Here is an 18,549-nt window from a genome sequence, read left to right as displayed (position 1 = left end):
CTCACATTTTTCTGCACTTCGGGCAGGGACAGCGCCCTGTCCGAAGTGCCTGTCTCTTTTAACCCTTCCGGGCCACCAGAGCCTTGGCCTTGGCCACGATGGAGTCCACGTCCATGCCGTGGTCCTTGTAGATCAGCTCCGGGTCGCCGGACTCACCAAAGCGGTCCTGGATGCCCACGATCTCCATGGGTACGGGGCAGTTGCCCACCACCACCTCAGCCACGGCGGAGCCCAGTCCGCCGAAGATGGAGTGGTCCTCGATGGTCATGATGGCCCCGGTCTCGCCGGCCGCCTTCAGCACGGCCTCCTTGTCCAGAGGCTTGATGGTGGCCATGTCCAGCACCCGGACGCCGATCCCCTGCTCCTTCAGGATGGCGGCCGCGTCCAGCGCCTTCTTCAGCAGGATGCCGGAGACGATCATAGTCATGTCGCTGCCGTTGTCCACCACGGTGTTGGCCTTGCCCCACTCGAACTTGTAGGTGGCGGGGTCATACAGGTCGGCAACCGGGTTGCGGTGCAGACGGACGTACAGGGGGCCGGTGAAATCCACCGCCGCATGGGCCAGGGCCCGGGCCGCCACGGCGTCGGCGGGCTGCACCACGGTCATATTGGGGAAGGAGCGCATGATGGACACGTCCTCAATGGCGGCGTGGGTGGCGCCGTCGCCGCCCACCTGGAGGCCGGCGTGGGTGCCGATGACGGTGACGTTCAGGTTGGGGTAGCAGACGAAGGTACGCACCTGCTCGCAGGCCCGCATGGAGGCGAACACCGCGAAGGTGGCCAGGAACACCTTGTTGCCGCAGGCGGCCATGCCGGCGGAGGCGGCCACCAGGTTCTGCTCGGCAATGCCGAAGGAGAACTCCCGCTCGGGGAAATACTTGCCGAACTTCTCCAGACCGCAGGTCTTGGTGTCGGCGTTACAAACCACAAAATTCTCGTTGGTCTTGGCGATCTCAATGATCTCCTGTCCAAAGGCCATACGGGTGGCAAGAGTCTTTGCCATTACACAACGCCCCCTTCCTTGATTTCCGCAATTGCTTTGACCATCTGCTCGTCGTCAGGCGCGGAGCCGTGCCAGACGGAGTCGTCCTCCATGAAGGAGACGCCCTTGCCCTTGACAGTGCGCATCAGGATGGCAGTGGGGTGGCGCATGGTCTTGGCGGTGTGCAGGGCGGTGAGCACGTCCTTCATGTTGTGGCCGTTGACCTCTACCACCTTCCAGCCGAAAGCGCGCCACTTGTCAGCCAGGGGCTCCACCGTCATGATGTCATTGACCCAGCCGTTGATCTGGACGCCGTTGCAGTCCACGATGGCCACCAGGTTCTTCAGGTCGTGATGGCTGGCTGCCATGGCGGCCTCCCAGACCATGCCCTCCTGGATCTCACCGTCACCCAGCATGACGTAGGTCATGTAGTCCTGGTGATGCAGCTTGCCGGACAGGGCCATGCCCACGCCCACGGACAGGCCGTTGCCCAGGGAGCCGGCGGTCATGTCCACGCCGGGGGTCTTGTTCATGTCCGGATGGCCCTGGAGGATGGAGTGGTACTGACGCAGGGTGTTCAGCTCCTTGGGGTCGAAGTAGCCCCGGCGGGCCAGTGCCGCATAGAGCACCGGGCAGGAGTGGCCTTTGGAGAGGATGAAGCGGTCCCGGTCAGCCCAGCGGGGGTTCTGGGGATCGATATTCAGCACGTGGAAGTACAGGGCGGTCACCATCTCCACCGCGGAGAGAGAGCCGCCGGGGTGTCCAGCCTTGGCGGCGTGGATCATGGAGATGATGTCCTGTCGGATCTGGACGGCCTGCTCTTCCAGCCGTTCCACATCCCGTTGGGTGAAGTAGTTGTGGTTCACCATCGTTCAATCCTTTCTACATCAGTTTTTGTTCTCCCTGGCTCCCAGCCTTTTGCCGGGGGCCTGTTTCCTTCTTCGCCCATAGACTACCTCCGCCGGCGAAAAAAGTCCAATTCTTGTTTGTGACAGCTGGTATCATTAAAAATGATATCGCAGCCCCAAACTTTCTTGACAAATCCGGGAAAATAGCGGATACTGAGCTTTGGCAGCCCTTCTCCACTCTGGAACGAGCCCCCGCTTTTCCTTTTGATTTGACATTTTGCACAAAACAGATGCTCTCTATTTTGTTGGTCTGAAAAAACGCTTTTGCCGCCCGCTCCGCCCGCCGCGGGGACTGGCGGCCATCCCATTGATCGGAGGCATGAAACCATATGGAACTTTACACGCTTCGCTATGTGCTTGCCGTGGCCGATTCGGGGAATTTTTCCCTGGCGGCCCAGGCCTGCCACGTGGGACAGCCCGCCCTGTCCCAGCAGATCGCCAAGCTGGAGAAGGAGCTGGGGGTGGCCCTCTTCGCCCGCAATCCTCGGGGTGCCACCCTGACGGAGGCGGGCAAGGATTTTGTTCTCCGGGCCAGGGAGATCCTTCAGCGTGCCCAGGCCCTTCAGGCTGAGATGTCCTTCTATGCCGGGCTGCGCAAGGGCTCCCTCAACCTGGGCATCATCACCAGCCTCCAGTGCATCAACTTCGGCGGCATGCTCTCCGCCTTCTGCGGCAGTTACCCCGACATCTCGGTGAACATCGTTCAGGAGGGGACCCACCGGCTGCTGGAGCTGCTGCTGGACCGGAAGGTGGATCTGGCCTTTCTCAACCGCCCCCTGTCCCAGCTGGCCTCCAGCCTGGAGTTCGTCAAGCTGGGGGAGGACCATTACTCCCTGGCGGTCCCCCGTGTCCACCCCCTGGCCGGTCGTGAGGAGGTCAGCCTGCGGGAGCTGCGGGGGGAGCACTTCATCTTCCACCAGACCGGCCAGGTGGCCGCGGAGCTGTGCCTCACCGCCTGCCGCCGGGCGGGCTTTGAGCCGGACATCGTCTGCCGCTCCAGCAGTCCCACCACCAGCCTCTACATGGTCCAGGGCGGGCTTGGGGTGGCCTTTCTGCCCTCGGAGGACTTCCGCTCCCATACCCTCTCCGGCGTCCGGGAGATCAAACTGGAGGAGCGGATCGTCAAGGAGGTGGGGGTGGCCTGGCGCCGGGACGCGGCCTCCCCCCTGGTGGACGCCGCAGTCCAGTTCGCCCGGGAGTGGGTCAAATGACCGCCCCCTTCTTTTCCTCTTTTCCCCCTGTCCCTCTTGTTGTATAATAGAGCCATTCCACTGAGGAGGTCTTTTCTATGATCACATTGGCACAGCGCATCGAAGCCCTGCGCACCGAACGGGGTCTCAGCCGCCCCGCCCTCTCCCAGGCCCTGGGCTTTCCCAAAAATGCGGCGGAAAAGTTCGAGACCGGCCGCCAGACCCCCACCCGGGAGCAGCAGGAGAAGATGGCCGCCTTTTTCGGGGTCTCCCTCTTCTATCTCCGGGGGGAGAGCAACGACCGCACCCGTCAGGAGACCTGGATGGACGGCGGCTTCCAGGATGAGGAGGAGCCCGCTCCCCCGCCCCGCCGCGCCGCCCGGCCCGTCCCCCAGAGCGGCCCCGCCGGCCAGGACCAGGGCACGGTGTTTGACGCCTTCCTCCACAGCAAGGCGTTTCAGGATATGATCCGCGCCGCGGTACAGGAGGCCCTGCGCTCCCCTGAGGGGCAGGATATCCTCACCCAGGCCGTCCGCAAGGAGCTGGCCCGGCAGCGGTGAGCACCGGCCTGAAATCTGTACAGAAGAGGAGTCTCTATGAACGAAAAGGAAATTTCCGAGATCCGCCGCCGGTTTCGGCCGGACAGGAGCGGCATCTCCCACATCCGCGGATGTTATGTCAATGAAAATCGGGAGATCGTCTCCCAGTTCGACCAGTCCCTGGGGCTGATGTCCCAGGAGGAGTCGGAAAAGCTGCTGGCCATCCTCCGGCGCACCCTGTCCGGCACCCTGGGCAAAAACCTGGCGGACATCACCTTCTCCACCCAGCAGGTGGTGGACAGCGAGGAGCACCGGCTCCTCATGGCCCTGCGGGGCTCCTCCCTGGCGGACGAAGAGGCCGTGCAGGCCCTGTTCCAGCGGGTCATCTCCTCCCTCACCCTGGAGGGGAACTATCTCATCCTCCTGGCCCACGACACCTACGACGTCCCCTACCGGGCCAAAGACGGGGAGCGGATGGACGACGCCTCCGACCAGGTGTTCTCCTACATCCTGTGCTCCATCTGCCCGGTGAAGCTGACCAAGCCCGCCCTGAGCTACTTTGTCTATGAAAATGCCTTCCACGACCTGAAGGCGGACTGGGTCGTCTCTCCGCCGGAGGCAGGCTTCCTCTTCCCCGCCTTTGACGAGCGCACCACCAACCTCTATAATGCCCTCTACTACTCCCGGGACATCGGGGAGAACCACCCGGAGCTCATTGACGCCCTGTTCCGCACCCCTCCTCCCATGCCTGCCGCCGTCCAGAAGGAGACCTTTGAGTCCCTCCTGGGGGAGACGCTGGCGGAGGATTGCAGCTATCACGTGGTCCAGGCCGTCCACAGCCAGCTGCGGGACATGATCGAAGAGCACAAGGCCAGCAAGGAGGAGCAGCCCCTCCTGCTCTCCAAGGGGGAGGTGCGGTCCGTCCTGTCCTCCTGCGGCGTGGCCGCCCCCCATGTGGATGCCTTTGAGGCCCAGTATGACCAGGCCTTCGGCCCGGAGGCCGGCCTGAGCCCCCGCAATCTGGTGGACCCCAAGCAGCTGGAGGTCCGCACTCCCGACGTCACCATCCACGTCAACCCGGAGCGCAGCGACCTGGTGGAGACCCGCATGATTGAGGGCACCCGGTACATCCTCATCCGGGCCAACGAGGGCGTGGAGGTCAACGGCGTCAGCATCCAGATCTCCTGAAACTGTCGAAAAAGCGAGAGCGGCCCCTCTGTTCCAGAGGGGCCGCTCCTTTTGCTTGTCCGTCTATTCGATATGCAGCTCCAGCACCTGCTCGGAGGAGAAGTCCTCGATCTGGAGGTAGTACTCCGCGCAGTCCAGCAGGGCCTTCATGGGGACAATGCCCACCACCTCGCTGCCCACCACCCGGACGCCATAGCGCCGGGCCTCCATCTTCACCATCTCAAAGACACTGTAAATGGAACTTTTGGTGTAGTCGGTCAGGTTCATGGTCACCTGAGCCAGGTTCCGCTCCTCCAGGGCGATGCCCATGGCCTTCACATAGTGCAGGCCGCCGCCGATGTTCCGCACCCGGCGGGCGATCTGCCGGGCGATCTCCACATTGGGGGTGTCCAGGTTGATGTTGAAGCAGATCAGAGGCATCCGGGCCCCGATGGCGGTGGCCCCGCCAGTGGGGTGGATGGTATCCGGCCCGAAGTCCGGCTTCCACAGGGGGTCCTTCATCTTCTCCGCCAGCCCCTCGAACTGTCCCTTGCGGATGTTGGCCAGGTCCACCCGGTGGGGGGCAGTGGCAGACTTCTCATAGAGGTAGAAGGGCTGTCCGTAGAGCAGAGCGGCTTCCTGTGCTATCTCCCGGGCCAGCTGGTCCGCCTCCTGGATGGTGCAGTCCCGCACCGGGATGAAGGGGATCACGTCCACGCAGCCGATGCGGGGGTGCTGCCCCTCGTGCCGGGTCATATCAATCAGCTCCACCGCCGTGCCGATGGCCTCCACCATGGCCCGCTTCAGGGGCTCCGGCTGGCCCAGTACCGTCACCACGCAGCGGTTGTGGTCTGGATCTGTGGAGTAGTCCAGCAGCTTCACTCCCGGCTTGGCCCGGAAGGAGTCCACGATGCGCTCCACCTTCTTCAGGTCCCGCCCCTCGCTGAAATTGGGGACGGATTCGATCCATTTATCCAGCTTCATGTCTCTCTCCTCTCTCTGTCCTGGGCCACGGGGACGCCCCCCTCTTTTACCTTTTTATATTATTATAGTGTTTTCCCCTCCCCCTGGCAAGGCAAAAACGCGTCCCCGGCAAATTTTTGCCCGGGAACAGTTGCACACCCGGCCCCAAATCCGATATACTGGACCCAGACCAAAGAGGGGGGCTTTCTGATGCTCAATGTGACCATGCTCCAGACCCCCAGCGTCACGCTGGACGGGGTCCCGGTCTCCTTTCCCTTCAAGCGGGCGGACGCCCTGCTGTACTACATGCTGGTGCGCCGCAGCGCCACCCGGCAGGAGCTCATCTCTCTGCTGTGGGAGAGCTGCGACGAGGCCACCGGCCTGAAAAATCTCCGCAACACCTTATATACGCTGAAAAAGACCCTGGGGGGCGACTTTCTCCTCTCCCCCCAGAAGTCCCTGGTGGTGGTGAACAGCGCCTGGGAGGTGGACTGCGACTACGACCGCTTCACCCAGCGGGGGGATTTCTCCGCCTACCGAGGCCCCTTCCTCCAGGGCTTCGCCGTCAAGCACGCCTTCTCCTTCGACGAGTGGCTGGACCGCACCCGGGAGAAGCTCCACGAGCAGTATCTGGGCCGGCTGGCCCAGCAGGCCCAGGCCGCCCTGGAGGCCGGCGACCCGGAGGAGGCCGCCCGCTGGGCCACCGAGTATCTGCGGGAGGACCCCTTTGACGAGTCCATGGCCGCCTTCCTCATGGAGCGCCTGCGGGCGGCCCGGAAGTACTCCCGGGCCGCCCAGGTGTACCAGCGGCTGAAGGAGCAGCTCTCCGAGGAGCTGGGTGTGGACCCCCTGGAGAGCACCACCATGCTCTATTACGAGATCATGAACCAGTGGAACGACACCACCCAGGCCCCCGGGGAGGCAGAGGCGCCCCAGGTCCCCGTGGGACGGGAGACCCTCTATGCCGCCCTGCGGGCGGCGGCGGGCTCCTTCGCCGAGGGGGCGGTGCGCCGCTGCTCCCAGCTGTTCATCGGGGAGGTGGGCTCCGGCAAGAGCGAGCTCATCAGCCACTTCCTCCGCTGGTCCGATCTGTCCGCCCTGCTGGTGCTGCGGTGCGGCTGCCTCCAGTCGGAGGAGGGCCTCCCTCTGGCCCCCTGGGACCGCATCCTGCTGTCCCTGCGGGAGTTCATCCAGGAGGAGCAGCTCTCCCTCCCGGTCCCGGTCCAGGTCCGATTAGGCCAGGCGTTCCCTCTCTTCCGCTCTGAGAACGCCTGGCCGGGCGGAGTCTCCGCCCGGGCGCTGCGCCAGTGGGACCAGGGGCTGGAGGACAGCCTCCTGCTCCTCTTTTCCGCTGTCACCCGCCGGAAAAAGGTGCTCCTGGTGCTGGAGGACCTGCAATGGGCTGACGAGGAGAGCCTGCGTCTGGGGGACGGCCTGCTCCGCCGCCTGGAGGGCAGGGGGCTGATGACCATCCTCACCGCCCGGGACGACCTCTCCCCCTCTGCCCTGGCCCGGCTGGAGTCGCTGGAGGCGGACGGCCTGCTCCGCCGCCATCGCCTGCCCCCTCTCACCCCGGAACAGACAGAGGAGCTGCTCCGCAGGGAGCTGGGCGGTGAGGCCGCCCGGCGCATGGCTCCCCAGTTTCACCGGGAGACCGGAGGCAACCTCTATCTGCTCACCGAGCTGACCCAGGCCTACCGCCGCAGCGGCGATGTGGAGGCCACCCTCCAGACCCTGGGGGATATCCTGATGGACCGGCTCTCCGGCCTGTCCGGAGCGGCCCTCCAGGTGGCCGAGCTCATCTCCCTCTTCTCCGAGGAGGTGCCCAGCCGCCTGCTGCTGGAGCTGATGGACCAGAATGACCGCCTGCTCACCGCCGGTCTGGACGAGCTGCGGGGCCGGGGCATCATCCTGGAGCACCACACCGAGGGGGACCCCACCTACCGCTTTGCCCACCAGCGCATCCGGGAGCTGGTCTACGACCGGCTCTCCTACTCCCAGCGTCAGCCCCTCCACCTCCAGGCCGCCGAGCTGCTCTCCCAGGGGGAGCAACCCCAGGAGGGGGGCGCCTGCCGCCAGATCGCCCGCCACTTTCAGCTGGCCGGCAGCCGCCTGCGTGCTCTGGAGTACCGCATCCGGGCCTGTGATCTGGACAGCTCCCGGGCCTTCGAGCCCTTCTCCCCCCTGGGGGGAGACGCTCCCGCCCCCCGCTCCCCAGAGGAGCTGGAGGAGCAGACCCAGCAGTTCCTGCGGGAGCTGTCCGCCCTGCGCCGTGAGGGGGCGGACCCCGCAGTCCTGAGCCGTCTGGAGCTGGCCACCGCTCTGATCCAGGGGCGCATCGCCCTGTTCCAGGGGGACAGCGCCCGGGGCAGCGATATCCTGGGCGCCCTCAGCGGCGGCAGCATCCACCCCGACACGGGGGTGCTCATCCGGGCCTGCTACCTGCTGGCCTCCTCCGCCCTCTACCGCCAGGCCACTGAACAGGTGGAGCGCTACACCGCCACCGGCATGCGCCTGCTGGAGCGCACCCGGGACCCGGTCCAGCAAGCCCAGTTCCAGCGGCTTCGGGGCGGCCTGTTCTGTCTCCAGGGCGCCTATGACAAGAGCCGCTACTATCTGCTGGAGGCCATGGACGCTCTGCGGGGACAGCCCCGCTCCACCGCGGTCCGGCTCCAGCTGGCGGCCGTCTACTGTGACTACGGCCGGGTCTGCCGCCAGCGGCTGGAGTACGCCGACGCCTGCTCCTACTATAAGCGGGCCCTCTCCCTGCTGGGAGACCTGCCCTGGCCCGGCGGCGTCTGGGTCTATGTCCATTACGGGCGGGCCGCTTTTGCCCTGGAGGACCATCCCAGGGCCCGTGAGCTGTTTCAGCATGGGTATGACAACGCGAAAGTTTCCGGCGAGCTGTGGGGCCGGACAGCCGCCGCAGCCTACACCGCCTATTATCAGGCCATGGAGGGGGACTACGAGCGGGCGGCGGTCAGCTTGGCCGATGCCCAGTCCTGCCAGCAGCGGCTGAATTCCCCTCTGGAGGGGGTCATCCTCCACTTTGTCTCCATGCACATCCGCAGCCGGCTGGACCTGGAGCAGCGGACGGGCTCCCCCCTCGCCCCTCTGCTCACCTACTCCCCGGAGAGCTACGCCCGGCAGGGGGTCCGCCTGCTTTCCAGCGTCCCCAGCGTATTCGAGGCGGAGCAGCTCTCCCAGAGCCTGCGCAACGGCATCGCCACCCAGCAGCGGTACCGTGCCTCTGAGCTGTACAGCAAAAACAAGCATTTTATGGCGGAATGAGCTTCCGTCTCAACAGAGTTTCCTCCTATTTTTTAAAATTAGACGTTTCTTAGATGCTTCGTGACTATAGTGGTACTTGTAATGTCCAATTCTGCTTTGGCGAAAGGAGGTCGGACGAGCCGGGGCAGTGTTTCGGTCCGTAAGGAGAGCGGTCCGAGGAAAAAAGAGAATCAATGGGAGGGTAACATTATGTCATTTGAAACTGTGGAAAACGTCCTCAACATCAACACCGACGCAATCATGACCCTAGCAATGGCTTCCATTCTTCTGCTGATCGGTTACGCGATCAAAAACAAGGTCAACTTCCTGGCCAAGTACTGTATCCCTGCTCCCGTCATTGGCGGCTTCATCTTTATGTTCATCACCTTCGCCGGCCACACCACCGGTACTTTTACCTTCAACTTCACCAACACCTTCCAGGACCCCTTCATGCTGGCCTTCTTCACCACCGTGGGTCTGGGCGCCAGCTTCTCCCTGCTGAAGAAGGGCGGCATCCTGCTGATCGTCTACTGGCTGTGCGCCGGTGTGATCTCCATCTTCCAGAACATCATCGGCATCGCAGTGGGCACCGCGGTAGGTCTGGAGGCCCCCTACGCCCTGCTGTCTTCCGCCATCTCCATGATCGGCGGCCACGGAGCAGCCGGCTCTTACGGCTCCACCTTTGAGAGCCTGGGCTACTCCGCCGCTATGGGCGTGGGCGCCGCCGCCGCCACCTTCGGCCTGATCTCCGGCGTGCTTGTGGGCGGACCTCTGGGCCGCCGCCTCATCGTCAAGTATGACCTGAAGCCCGAGGAGCATCAGGCCAACTACGATGATATCAAGAGCGTCAATGCCGCCGGCAAGGAGCCTCTCTCCGCTCTGGACGTCATCAAGAACGTGGTCGTCATCATCGTGTGCATGGCCCTGGGCACCATGGTGTCCGGATGGGTCAGCAAGCTGATCGGGATGTCCTTCCCCAACTATGTGGGCGCCATGTTCGTGGCTGTCATCGTCCGCAACCTCAACGACACCTTCCACTTCTACAAGTTCTCCTTCCCCCTGGTGGACGGCATCGGCGACGTGATGCTCAACCTGTACCTGGCTCTGGCCCTGATGACGCTGAAGCTGTGGGAGCTGGCCAGCCTGATGGGCGGCGTGCTTCTCATCGTCATCTGCCAGGTGGTGTTCATCGTTACGGTGTCCTACTTCGTGATCTTCCGCATCCTGGGCAAGAGCTATGACGCCGCTGTCATGTGCTCCGGCCTGTGCGGCCACGGCCTGGGCGCCACCCCCACCGCCATTGTCAACATGACCGCCGTCACTGAGCGGTACGGCATGTCCAGCCGGGCCTTCATGGTGGTCCCCATCGTGGGTGCCTTCCTGGTGGACCTCATCTATCAGCCCCAGACCATCGCTTTCATCAAGTTCTTTGTCCCCGCCGCCTCTAATCTGGTGGGCTGATCCTTTCAAGCGCTACATCTCAAAACATTTTTGATACCGATATTTTAAGGAGGAATTTCTTATGTCCAAGCTTGTAGAATGCATCCCCAATTTCAGCTGCAGCAAGGAGAAGGACGAGGCCGCCTATAACGCCCTGGTGGAAGTGGCCAACAGCGTGCCCGGTTGCACCCTGTTCGACGCCCAGACCGACGGCAACCACAACCGCTGTGTGTTCACCATGATCGGCTCCCCCGAGGCCATCGAGGAGGTCGCCTTCCAGCTGACCAAGAAGGCTTCCGAGGTCATCGACATGACCAAGCATGTGGGCGAGCACTCCCGCATGGGCGCCACCGACGTCATCCCCTTCGTCCCCACCATGGGCGTCACCGTGGAGGAGTGCGTGGAGATGTCCAAGCGCCTGGGTCAGCGGATCTGGGACGAGCTGAAGATCCCCAGCTTCCTGTATGAGGACTCCGCCACCCGTCCCGAGCGCCGCAATCTGGCCACCTGCCGCAAGGGGCAGTTCGAGGGCATGCCCGAGAAGCTGCTCCAGCCCGAGTGGGCCCCCGACTTCGGCGAGCGGAAGATCCATCCCACCGCCGGCATCACCGCCATCGGCGCCCGCATGCCCCTGGTGGCCTTCAACGTGAACCTGGCCACCTCCGACGTGGAGATCGCCAAGAAGATCGCCAAGGTCATCCGCGGCTCCTCCGGCGGCTTCCGCAGCTGCAAGGCCATGGGCTTCATGCTGGAGGACCGGGGCATCGCTCAGGTCTCCATGAACATGGTCAACTATGAGGACACCCCTCTGTATGTGGTCTATGAGATGATCCGCTCCCTGGCCGAGCGCTACGGCACCTATATCGTGGACAGCGAGATCGTGGGCCTGACCCCCGCCAAGGCCATGATCGACTGCGCTGAGTTCTATCTGAAGGCCCGTGACTTCGACTGCCACAATCAGATCATGGAGTACCACCTGATCGGCATGGAATAAGCCGTTCTGACAAAAGGAGAATCGACTGTTATGAAGCTTGTGGAAATGAAGGTCAATGAGTTCGTGGACCTGATGGCCTCCGATGAACCCGCGCCCGGCGGCGGCTCCGCCGCCGCGCTGGAGGGCGCCCTGGGCGCCGCCCTCACCGCTATGGTGTGCGCCCTCACCGTGGGAAAGAAGAAGTACGCCGACGTGCAGGAGCTGGCCATCGAGTCCCAGAAGAAGGGGAACGAGCTCAAGGCTCAGTTCGTGGACGTGATCGACCGGGATACCGAGGCGTTCAACGCCGTCAGCGCCGTGTTCGCCATGCCCAAGGACACCGACGAGGAGAAGGCCGCCCGCAAGGCCGCCATGCAGGAGGCCCTGAAGGGCTGCACCAAGACCCCCTTTGAGATGATGGAGCTGGCCTGCCAGGCCCTGGAGCTGACCCGCTCCGTGGTGGGCAAGCTCAACGCCAGCGCCGCCAGCGACCTGGGCTGCGCCGCCCTGAGCCTCAAGGCCGCCATCCAGGGCGCCTGGCTCAACGTGCTCATCAACATCGGCGGTATCCAGGACCAGGCCTTTGCCGACGAGTACCGCCAGAAGGGCCAGGCCCTGCTGGACAAGGCCCTGCCTCTGGCCGACGCCATCTACCAGGAGGTCCTGGAGTCCCTGTGATCCCCCTCCCATGAATCACCGACGGGACGCCCCCGCGGCGTGAACCGCCGCGGGGGCGTCCTCGTTCAGAAAGGAGTCCCCATGGCACCCCATATCACTCACCTCACCCAGGCAGACTACCAGATCAGTCAGTGGTCCGGCGGGACCACCACCCAGATCGCCATCGCCCCCCAGGGGGCCCTCTATGCGGACCGGGACTTCCTCTGGCGGCTGAGCTCCGCCACCGTGGACTTGGACGAGTCCGACTTCACCCCCCTCCCCGACTACCACCGGCTCATTGCCCCTCTCCGGGGAGAGATGGAACTGACCCACGACGGCGGCCCCCTCATCTCCCTGGCCCCCTATCAGGTCCACGCCTTCGACGGCGGGGCGGACACCCACTCCCGGGGCCGCTGCGTGGACTTCAACCTGATGCTGCGCAAGGACAGATGCGCCGGCAGTGTCTCCCCCCTGCGCACCAGCGGCGGCCCCGTCAGCTTCTCCGCCGAACCCGGCTCCTCCACCCTCATCCTCTACTGCGCGGAGGGGAGCGGCACCTTGACTTTCGCTGGGGAATCGAGTACCATTGCCTCAGGAGAAGCCGTTCTGATCCAGGACCCCGGCAGCGCTCCGCTGCACCTGGACTGCCCGGGCCCGGCCTCCTTTATGGCGGCCCAGGTCCGTTACCTCCCTTAACTTCTAACTTCATAGACATCCACGATAAATCATAAAAGAAGGAGACTGATTCCCATGGAAATCAAGAGCGACATTGAAATTGCACAGAGCTGTGAAATGAAAAACATCCGGGAGATCGCGGCCACGGCGGGCGTGGACGAGAAGTACCTGGAGATGTACGGCAACTACAAGGCAAAGGTGGACTACAAGCTGCTCAACGAGACCCAGGCTCAGGACGGCAAGCTGATCCTGGTCACCGCCATCACCCCCACCCCTGCGGGCGAGGGCAAGACCACCACCTCCGTAGGGCTGGCGGACGGCCTGCGGAAGCTGGGCAAGAAGTCCGTGGTCGCCCTGCGTGAGCCCTCCCTGGGCCCTGTGTTCGGCGTCAAGGGCGGTGCGGCCGGCGGCGGCTGGGCCCAGGTGGTGCCCATGGAGGACATCAACCTCCACTTCACCGGCGACTTCCACGCCATCGGCGCGGCGAACAACCTGATGGCCGCCATGCTGGACAACCATATCCAGCAGGGCAATGCCCTGGGCATCGATGTCAAGCAGATCACCTGGAAGCGCGCGGTGGACATGAACGACCGCCAGCTGCGCCACATCGTGGACGGCCTGGGAGGCAAGGCCCAGGGCGTGCCCCGTGAGGACGGCTTTGAGATCACCGTGGCCAGCGAGATCATGGCCGTGCTGTGCCTGTCCACCAGCATCACCGACCTGAAGGAGAAGCTGGGCCGGATGATCGTGGCCTACACCTATGACGGCAAGCCCGTCACCGCCCATGACCTGAAGGCCGAGGGCGCCATGGCCGCCCTGCTGAAGGACGCTCTGAAGCCCAACCTGGTCCAGACCCTGGAGGGCACCCCTGCCTTCATCCACGGCGGCCCCTTCGCCAACATCGCTCACGGCTGCAACTCCATCATCGCTACCCGCATGGCCCTGAAGCTGGGGGACTACGCGGTCACGGAGGCCGGCTTCGCCGCCGACCTGGGCGCAGAGAAGTTCATCGACATCAAGTGCCGCAAGGCCGGCCTGAAGCCCTCCGCCGTGGTGATCGTGGCCACCGTGCGGGCGCTGAAGTACCACGGCGGCGTGCCCAAGCCCGAGCTGAACCAGGAGAACCTGGAGGCGCTGGAGAAGGGCCTGCCCAACCTGCTGCAGCACGTGGACAACGTGAAGAACGTGTACGGCCTGCCCTGCGTGGTGGCCATCAACGCCTTCCCCACCGACACCAAGGCCGAGCTGGACCTGGTGGAGAGGAAGTGCAATGAGCTGGGCGTCAATGTGGCCCTGTCCGAGGTGTGGGCCAAGGGCGGCGAGGGCGGCAAGGCCCTGGCCGAGGAGGTCATCCGCCTGTGCGAGCAGCCCAGCCACTTCCAGTTCGTGTATGATACCCAGGCCTCCATCCAGGAGAAGCTGGACACCATTGTGAAGAAGGTGTATCACGGCGAGCGGGTGGTGCTCACCGCCAACGCCAAGAAGCAGGCCCAGCAGCTCACCGACCTGGGCTTCGGCGACCTGCCCATCTGCATGGCCAAGACCCAGTACTCCTTCTCCGACGACCAGACCCTGCTGGGCGCGCCCAGCGGCTTCGAGGTCACGGTGCGCAATCTGAAGGTCTCCGCCGGCGCCGGCTTCATCGTGGCTCTCACCGGCGATATCATGACCATGCCCGGCCTGCCCAAAGTCCCCTCTGCCGAGAAGATCGACGTAGACGAGAACGGCAAGATCACCGGCCTGTTCTGAGCCGGGCATGGGCATTCGGGTGCGGCAGCACCCCGCCGCTCGTGCGGCGTAAATCCGAAGCACAGCGGAGGATTTCCGCAGGGCGAATTTATTTCGCCCGAGGATCTAAAAAAACAGGGCCCCCACCGAATCAAAATTCGGTGGGGAGCCATGCCCGGCCTGCCCAAAGTCCCCTCTGCCGAGAAGATCGGCGTAGACGAGAACGGCAGGATCACCGGCCTGTTCTGAGCATATGACCACATGCAGGGGGAGGCGCACGCCGCCTCCCCCTGCCCGAATCACCAAAAGGAGGAGACCCATGGCAGTTTTGCTCAGCGGAAAACCGGTGGCGGAACACATGTGCCGGGACATCCGGCTCCGCTGTGAGAAGCTCTCCCGCCGCGGCGTCACTCCCACCCTGGGCATCGTCCGGGTGGGACGCCGGGAGGAGGACATCGCTTATGAGCGGGGGGCTATCCGCCGGGCGGAAAGCCTGAACATCGCCGTCCGGCGCTTCCTGCTGCCCGCGGACGCCTCACAGCAGGAGCTGATCCAGACCCTGCGGACAGTGAACGAGGACAGCTCCATCCACGGCTGCCTGCTATTCCGCCCCCTGCCGCCCCATCTGGACACCGAGGCGGTGACCAGCGTCCTGGCCCCGGAGAAAGACATCGACGCCATCACCACCGCCTCCATGGGCGGCCTGCTCACCAAGAGTGACATCGGCTTTCCCCCCTGCACCGCCACCGCCTGCCTGGAACTGCTCCACTACTATGATATCCCCTTGAAAGGCAAGAAGATCGCTATGATCGGCAAAAGCGCCACCGTGGGCCTGCCCACCGCCCTGCTGCTGATGAAGGAGGAGGCCACCGTCTCCGTCTGTCACATCTTCACAGACAAGGAGGACACCCGCAGCTTCTGCCAGGACGCCGACATCATCATCTCCGCCGCCGGCTGCCTGGACCTGATCCGGGCCGACTATGTGCGCCCGGGCCAGGTGGTGGTAGATGTGGGCGTCAACATTGGCCCGGACGGCGCCATGCATGGGGACGTGGCCTTTGACGAGGTGGAGCCCATCGTGGCTGCCATCACGCCGGTCCCCGGAGGCGTGGGCGCGGTGACCTCCACCGTGCTGGCCCTGCATGTGGCCCAGGCGGCCTGCCGGTCTCTGGAACAAAGGAGATCATGAACAACTACCTCTCCCCCGCAGAATTGCTCGCCTCGTACAGTGCGGCGGGCGTCAGGAAAATGGAGCGCTCCGCCGCCAGCCTGCTCCTGCTGGGAGCGCTGGCCGGGGCCATCATCGCCATCGCCGCGGCCGCCACCAACACGGCGGTCTACGGCATCTCAGACACCTGGACCGTCCGGACCATCTGCGGCCTGCTCTTCCCCTTCGGTCTGGGGCTGGTCGTCGTCACCGGTGCGGAGCTGTTCACCGGAAACTGCATGCTCCCCCTCACTCTGTTGGAGAAAAAGGGGGGATCGGCGGTCCTGATGGTGCGCAACTGGGCGCTGGTCTTTGCCGGGAACGCCCTGGGCTCGCTGCTGGTGGCCTGGCTGTGTGTCTCCTGCGGCCAGCTGGACTACTCCGCCGGGGCCCTGGCCGTGTACACCATCCGGGTCGGGGCCGCGAAATGCGCCCTTCCCTTCGGCAGCGCCTTGGGCCTGGGCGTGCTGTGCAACCTGCTGGTCTGTCTGGGGGTGCTGGCCGCCGCCTCCGCCCGGGAGACACCGGGCCGCCTGATGGGCGCCTTTCTTCCGGTCTGCTTTTTCGTCTTGTGCGGCTTTGAGCACTCCGTTGCCAACCTCTATTACATCGGCGCGGCCCTGATGGCCGCCGCTGTCCCCCAGTACGCCTCGCTGGCAGCAGCCGCGGGCGTCGATCTGGCCCCTCTCACCCTGACCGGGGCCGCCGCCAACCTGGTCCCCGTCACCCTGGGCAACATCCTGGGGGGTGCCGGGCTGGCCTTGCTCCTTTGGTATTGTCACTTAAAGCAGGGAGGGACTCCTTCATGACAGGACAGGAAGCCATTGAACTGATCCATCAGCGGGCCTGGACCGGCCGGAAGCCGGGCCTGGAGCGTACCCAGGCACTGCTGGCCAGCCTGGGCAATCCTGAGCGCCGCCTGCGCTTCGTCCACATCACCGGGACCAATGGCAAGGGGTCCACCGCGGCCATGACAGCCTCCATCCTGGCTCAGGCTGGGCTGCGCGCTGGCCTGTTCACCTCTCCCCACCTTTACCGCTTCCACGAGCGGATGCAGGTCAACGGGGCACCCATCCCGGATGAAGTCCTGGGCCGCCTCACCCAGCGGGTGCTGGAGGTGGCGGAGGGGATGTCCGATCCCCCCACCGAGTTCGAGCTGATGACCGCGGTGGGCATGGAGTTCTTTTTGGAGGAGCAGTGTGACATCGTGGTGCTGGAGGTGGGTCTGGGCGGCCGCCTGGACTCCACCAACGTGATCCCCGCCCCGGAGGCGGCGGTCATCACCAACATCGGCCTGGAGCACACCCAGGAGCTGGGCGGCACCCTCACTCTCATCGCCCGGGAGAAGTCCGGCATCCTCAAGCCGGGCTGCCGGGCCGTCCTCTACCGTCAGAGCGATGAGGTCACCCAGGTAATCCAGTCCGTCTGCCGCCAGCTGGACATCCCCCTGCGTCAGACCGCCCCCCAGGAGCTGGAGGTCCTCTCCTCCGGTCTGGAGGGTCAGGACTTCCGCTACCGGGGCCGGGGCCCCTACCGCCTCTCCCTGCTGGGCAGCTACCAGCTCTCCAACGCCATCACCGCCCTGGAGGTGGTGCAGGCACTCCGGGATGCCGGCTGGACCATCCCGGAGGAGGCGGCAGCCCGGGGGCTGGCCGCGGCCCAGTGGCCCGGCCGCCTGGAGCTGGCCCGCCGCTCCCCCGACTTCATCGTGGACGGCGGCCACAACCCCCAGTGCGTGGACGCCCTTGCCGCCGCCCTGGAGAGCCTCTACCCCGGCCGGAAGCTCATTTTCCTCTCCGGTGTCCTGGCCGATAAGGACTGGCATTCCATGTTCCGCCGTGTCCTCCCCCTGGCAAAGGCCTTTGTGGCGGTGACACCGGACAGCCCCCGGGCCCTCCCCGCCGCCGAGCTGGCGGCCTGGCTGGCCCAGTTCTCCATCCCGGTCTCCGTCCAGGAGACCCTGGACCAGGGGGTGGACACCGCCCTGGCCCTGGCCGGCCCGGAGGACGTGATCTGCGCCTGGGGCTCCCTCTACTCCGTAGGGGAGATCCGCCACCATCTGGGGCTGTGCTGACCCCTCCCCCGTTTTCCCAGCGACCATACACAGAATAGGAGTACCGCGTCAAGTGCCGGCGGATGGGAAGTGGCCGCCGGACGAAAAGGCAGCTGTCTTGCGGTGGTGCTCCGCTTCCGCTGTCGTATCAGGGTATCCTTTTACGGCAACTGAAGAGGAAACCGCTGAGAGGCTCTCTCAGCCCGTGAAAGGAAGAGATAAATGAAAGCTCAGAAAAACACCAAGATCATGGTCACCTGCGCCCTTCTGGTGGCCCTCCAGGTCATCCTGGCCCGGTTCCTCTCCATCAACACCACCTTCGTGGTGGTCAACTTCTCCTTCCTGGCCGTCGCCCTGTCCGGCATCCTTTTCGGCCCCCTGTGGGCTCTGGCCGTGGGCGCGGTAAGCGACTTGATCGGCGCCACCCTCTTCCCCTTCGGCGCCTTCTTCCCCGGCTTCACTGTCACCGCCGGACTGGTGGGACTGATCTACGGCCTGTTCCTCCACCAGAAGGGGGAGGGCTTCCATGGACGCGCTCTCTGGCTGCGGGTGGTGGGCGCCTCCCTGTGCGCCAGCCTGACCCGGCTCGTGCTCAACAGCGTCTGGCTCTACATCATGTACGGCAAAGGCCTGTTCGGCATGCTTCCCGCCCGTTTCACCGAGACTATCTGCATGGTGGCGGCCCAGATCCTGCTGATCCCGGTGCTGCTCTCCCTCTCCCGCCAGCTGACCCGCCGGGGCGCTTTCCCCGCCTGAGGGCCTTCCCCCTCTCTCCACCGCCAAAAGGGACCGGCGCG

16 protein-coding genes and 1 riboswitch are annotated in these 18,549 nt (G+C 64.7%); of the genes, 13 read left to right on the top strand and 3 right to left on the bottom strand.

From position 1 onward, the window contains the following. Positions 1–58 precede the first annotated feature (58 nt). Both L9O85_RS05340 and L9O85_RS05335 read right to left on the bottom strand, forming a co-directional pair. Positions 59–1,003 (bottom strand): transketolase family protein, encoded by a 945-nt coding sequence (locus tag L9O85_RS05340; RefSeq protein ID WP_050624484.1) that lies wholly within the window; start codon positions 1,001–1,003, stop codon positions 59–61. Further along, entirely contained in the window at positions 1,003–1,851 is an 849-nt protein-coding gene (locus L9O85_RS05335; protein ID WP_108981451.1) for a transketolase, read from the bottom strand. The genes L9O85_RS05340 and L9O85_RS05335 overlap by 1 nt, the downstream gene beginning before the upstream one ends. 368 nt (positions 1,852–2,219) lie before the next feature. Here L9O85_RS05335 and L9O85_RS05330 point away from each other — a divergent pair, with 368 nt between their 5' ends. The 3 genes from L9O85_RS05330 to L9O85_RS05320 all read left to right on the top strand — a co-directional run bounded on the left by L9O85_RS05330 (position 2,220) and on the right by L9O85_RS05320 (position 4,807). Then, entirely contained in the window at positions 2,220–3,101 is an 882-nt protein-coding gene (locus L9O85_RS05330) for a LysR family transcriptional regulator (protein ID WP_050624482.1), read from the top strand. Positions 3,102–3,178: 77 nt separating this feature from the next. Continuing rightward, positions 3,179–3,640: a helix-turn-helix domain-containing protein gene (locus L9O85_RS05325; protein WP_050624481.1), complete on the top strand. Its 462-nt coding sequence runs from the start codon at positions 3,179–3,181 to the stop codon at positions 3,638–3,640. Positions 3,641–3,676: 36 nt separating this feature from the next. Beyond that, a complete protein-coding gene (locus L9O85_RS05320) occupies positions 3,677–4,807 on the top strand; it encodes a DUF4317 domain-containing protein (protein WP_050624478.1) in 1,131 nt (376 codons plus the stop codon). 63 nt (positions 4,808–4,870) lie between these two features. Here L9O85_RS05320 and ftcD (L9O85_RS05315) read toward each other — a convergent pair whose 3' ends face one another. Then, positions 4,871–5,770: a glutamate formimidoyltransferase gene (gene ftcD, locus L9O85_RS05315; RefSeq protein WP_050624477.1), complete on the bottom strand. Its 900-nt coding sequence runs from the start codon at positions 5,768–5,770 to the stop codon at positions 4,871–4,873. A 189-nt stretch (positions 5,771–5,959) separates the two neighbouring features. Between ftcD (L9O85_RS05315) and L9O85_RS05310 the strand changes: the two genes are divergently transcribed. The 10 genes from L9O85_RS05310 to L9O85_RS05260 all read left to right on the top strand — a co-directional run bounded on the left by L9O85_RS05310 (position 5,960) and on the right by L9O85_RS05260 (position 18,508). After that, positions 5,960–9,040, top strand: a complete 3,081-nt coding sequence (locus L9O85_RS05310; RefSeq protein WP_301579786.1) for a BTAD domain-containing putative transcriptional regulator — start codon at positions 5,960–5,962, stop codon at positions 9,038–9,040. Positions 9,041–9,229: 189 nt separating this feature from the next. Further along, positions 9,230–10,480 (top strand): sodium/glutamate symporter, encoded by a 1,251-nt coding sequence (gene gltS / locus L9O85_RS05305; RefSeq protein WP_108981453.1) that lies wholly within the window; start codon positions 9,230–9,232, stop codon positions 10,478–10,480. Between the two features lie 61 nt (positions 10,481–10,541). Further along, positions 10,542–11,453, top strand: coding sequence for a glutamate formimidoyltransferase (ftcD, locus tag L9O85_RS05300; protein WP_050624472.1), 912 nt, complete (start codon positions 10,542–10,544; stop codon positions 11,451–11,453). 30 nt (positions 11,454–11,483) lie between these two features. After that, entirely contained in the window at positions 11,484–12,110 is a 627-nt protein-coding gene (locus tag L9O85_RS05295; RefSeq protein ID WP_050624471.1) for a cyclodeaminase/cyclohydrolase family protein, read from the top strand. 81 nt (positions 12,111–12,191) lie between these two features. Then, entirely contained in the window at positions 12,192–12,785 is a 594-nt protein-coding gene (locus L9O85_RS05290; RefSeq protein WP_301579784.1) for a HutD/Ves family protein, read from the top strand. 60 nt (positions 12,786–12,845) lie between these two features. After that, a complete protein-coding gene (locus tag L9O85_RS05285) occupies positions 12,846–14,513 on the top strand; it encodes a formate--tetrahydrofolate ligase (RefSeq protein ID WP_108981629.1) in 1,668 nt (555 codons plus the stop codon). A gap of 298 nt (positions 14,514–14,811) precedes the next feature. Next, positions 14,812–15,681 (top strand): bifunctional 5,10-methylenetetrahydrofolate dehydrogenase/5,10-methenyltetrahydrofolate cyclohydrolase, encoded by an 870-nt coding sequence (locus tag L9O85_RS05275; RefSeq protein ID WP_108981455.1) that lies wholly within the window; start codon positions 14,812–14,814, stop codon positions 15,679–15,681. Continuing rightward, positions 15,678–16,508 carry a formate/nitrite transporter family protein gene (locus L9O85_RS05270; RefSeq protein WP_050624468.1) on the top strand — a complete coding sequence of 277 codons (831 nt, stop codon included), beginning with the start codon at positions 15,678–15,680 and terminating at the stop codon, positions 16,506–16,508. Before L9O85_RS05275 ends, L9O85_RS05270 begins: the two co-directional genes overlap by 4 nt. Next, entirely contained in the window at positions 16,505–17,773 is a 1,269-nt protein-coding gene (locus tag L9O85_RS05265; RefSeq protein ID WP_301579783.1) for a bifunctional folylpolyglutamate synthase/dihydrofolate synthase, read from the top strand. Before L9O85_RS05270 ends, L9O85_RS05265 begins: the two co-directional genes overlap by 4 nt. A 28-nt stretch (positions 17,774–17,801) precedes the next feature. Further along, positions 17,802–17,897, top strand: a riboswitch (THF riboswitch). Positions 17,898–17,974: 77 nt separating this feature from the next. After that, on the top strand, positions 17,975–18,508 hold the full coding sequence (locus L9O85_RS05260; protein ID WP_050624466.1) for a folate family ECF transporter S component: 534 nt from the start codon (positions 17,975–17,977) through the stop codon (positions 18,506–18,508). Positions 18,509–18,549: the final 41 nt, after the last annotated feature.

Source organism: Lawsonibacter asaccharolyticus, assembly GCF_022453915.1.
GTDB classification, from domain to species: domain Bacteria; phylum Bacillota; class Clostridia; order Oscillospirales; family Oscillospiraceae; genus Lawsonibacter; species Lawsonibacter asaccharolyticus.
This window is presented reverse-complemented; position numbering and strand designations above follow the sequence as displayed.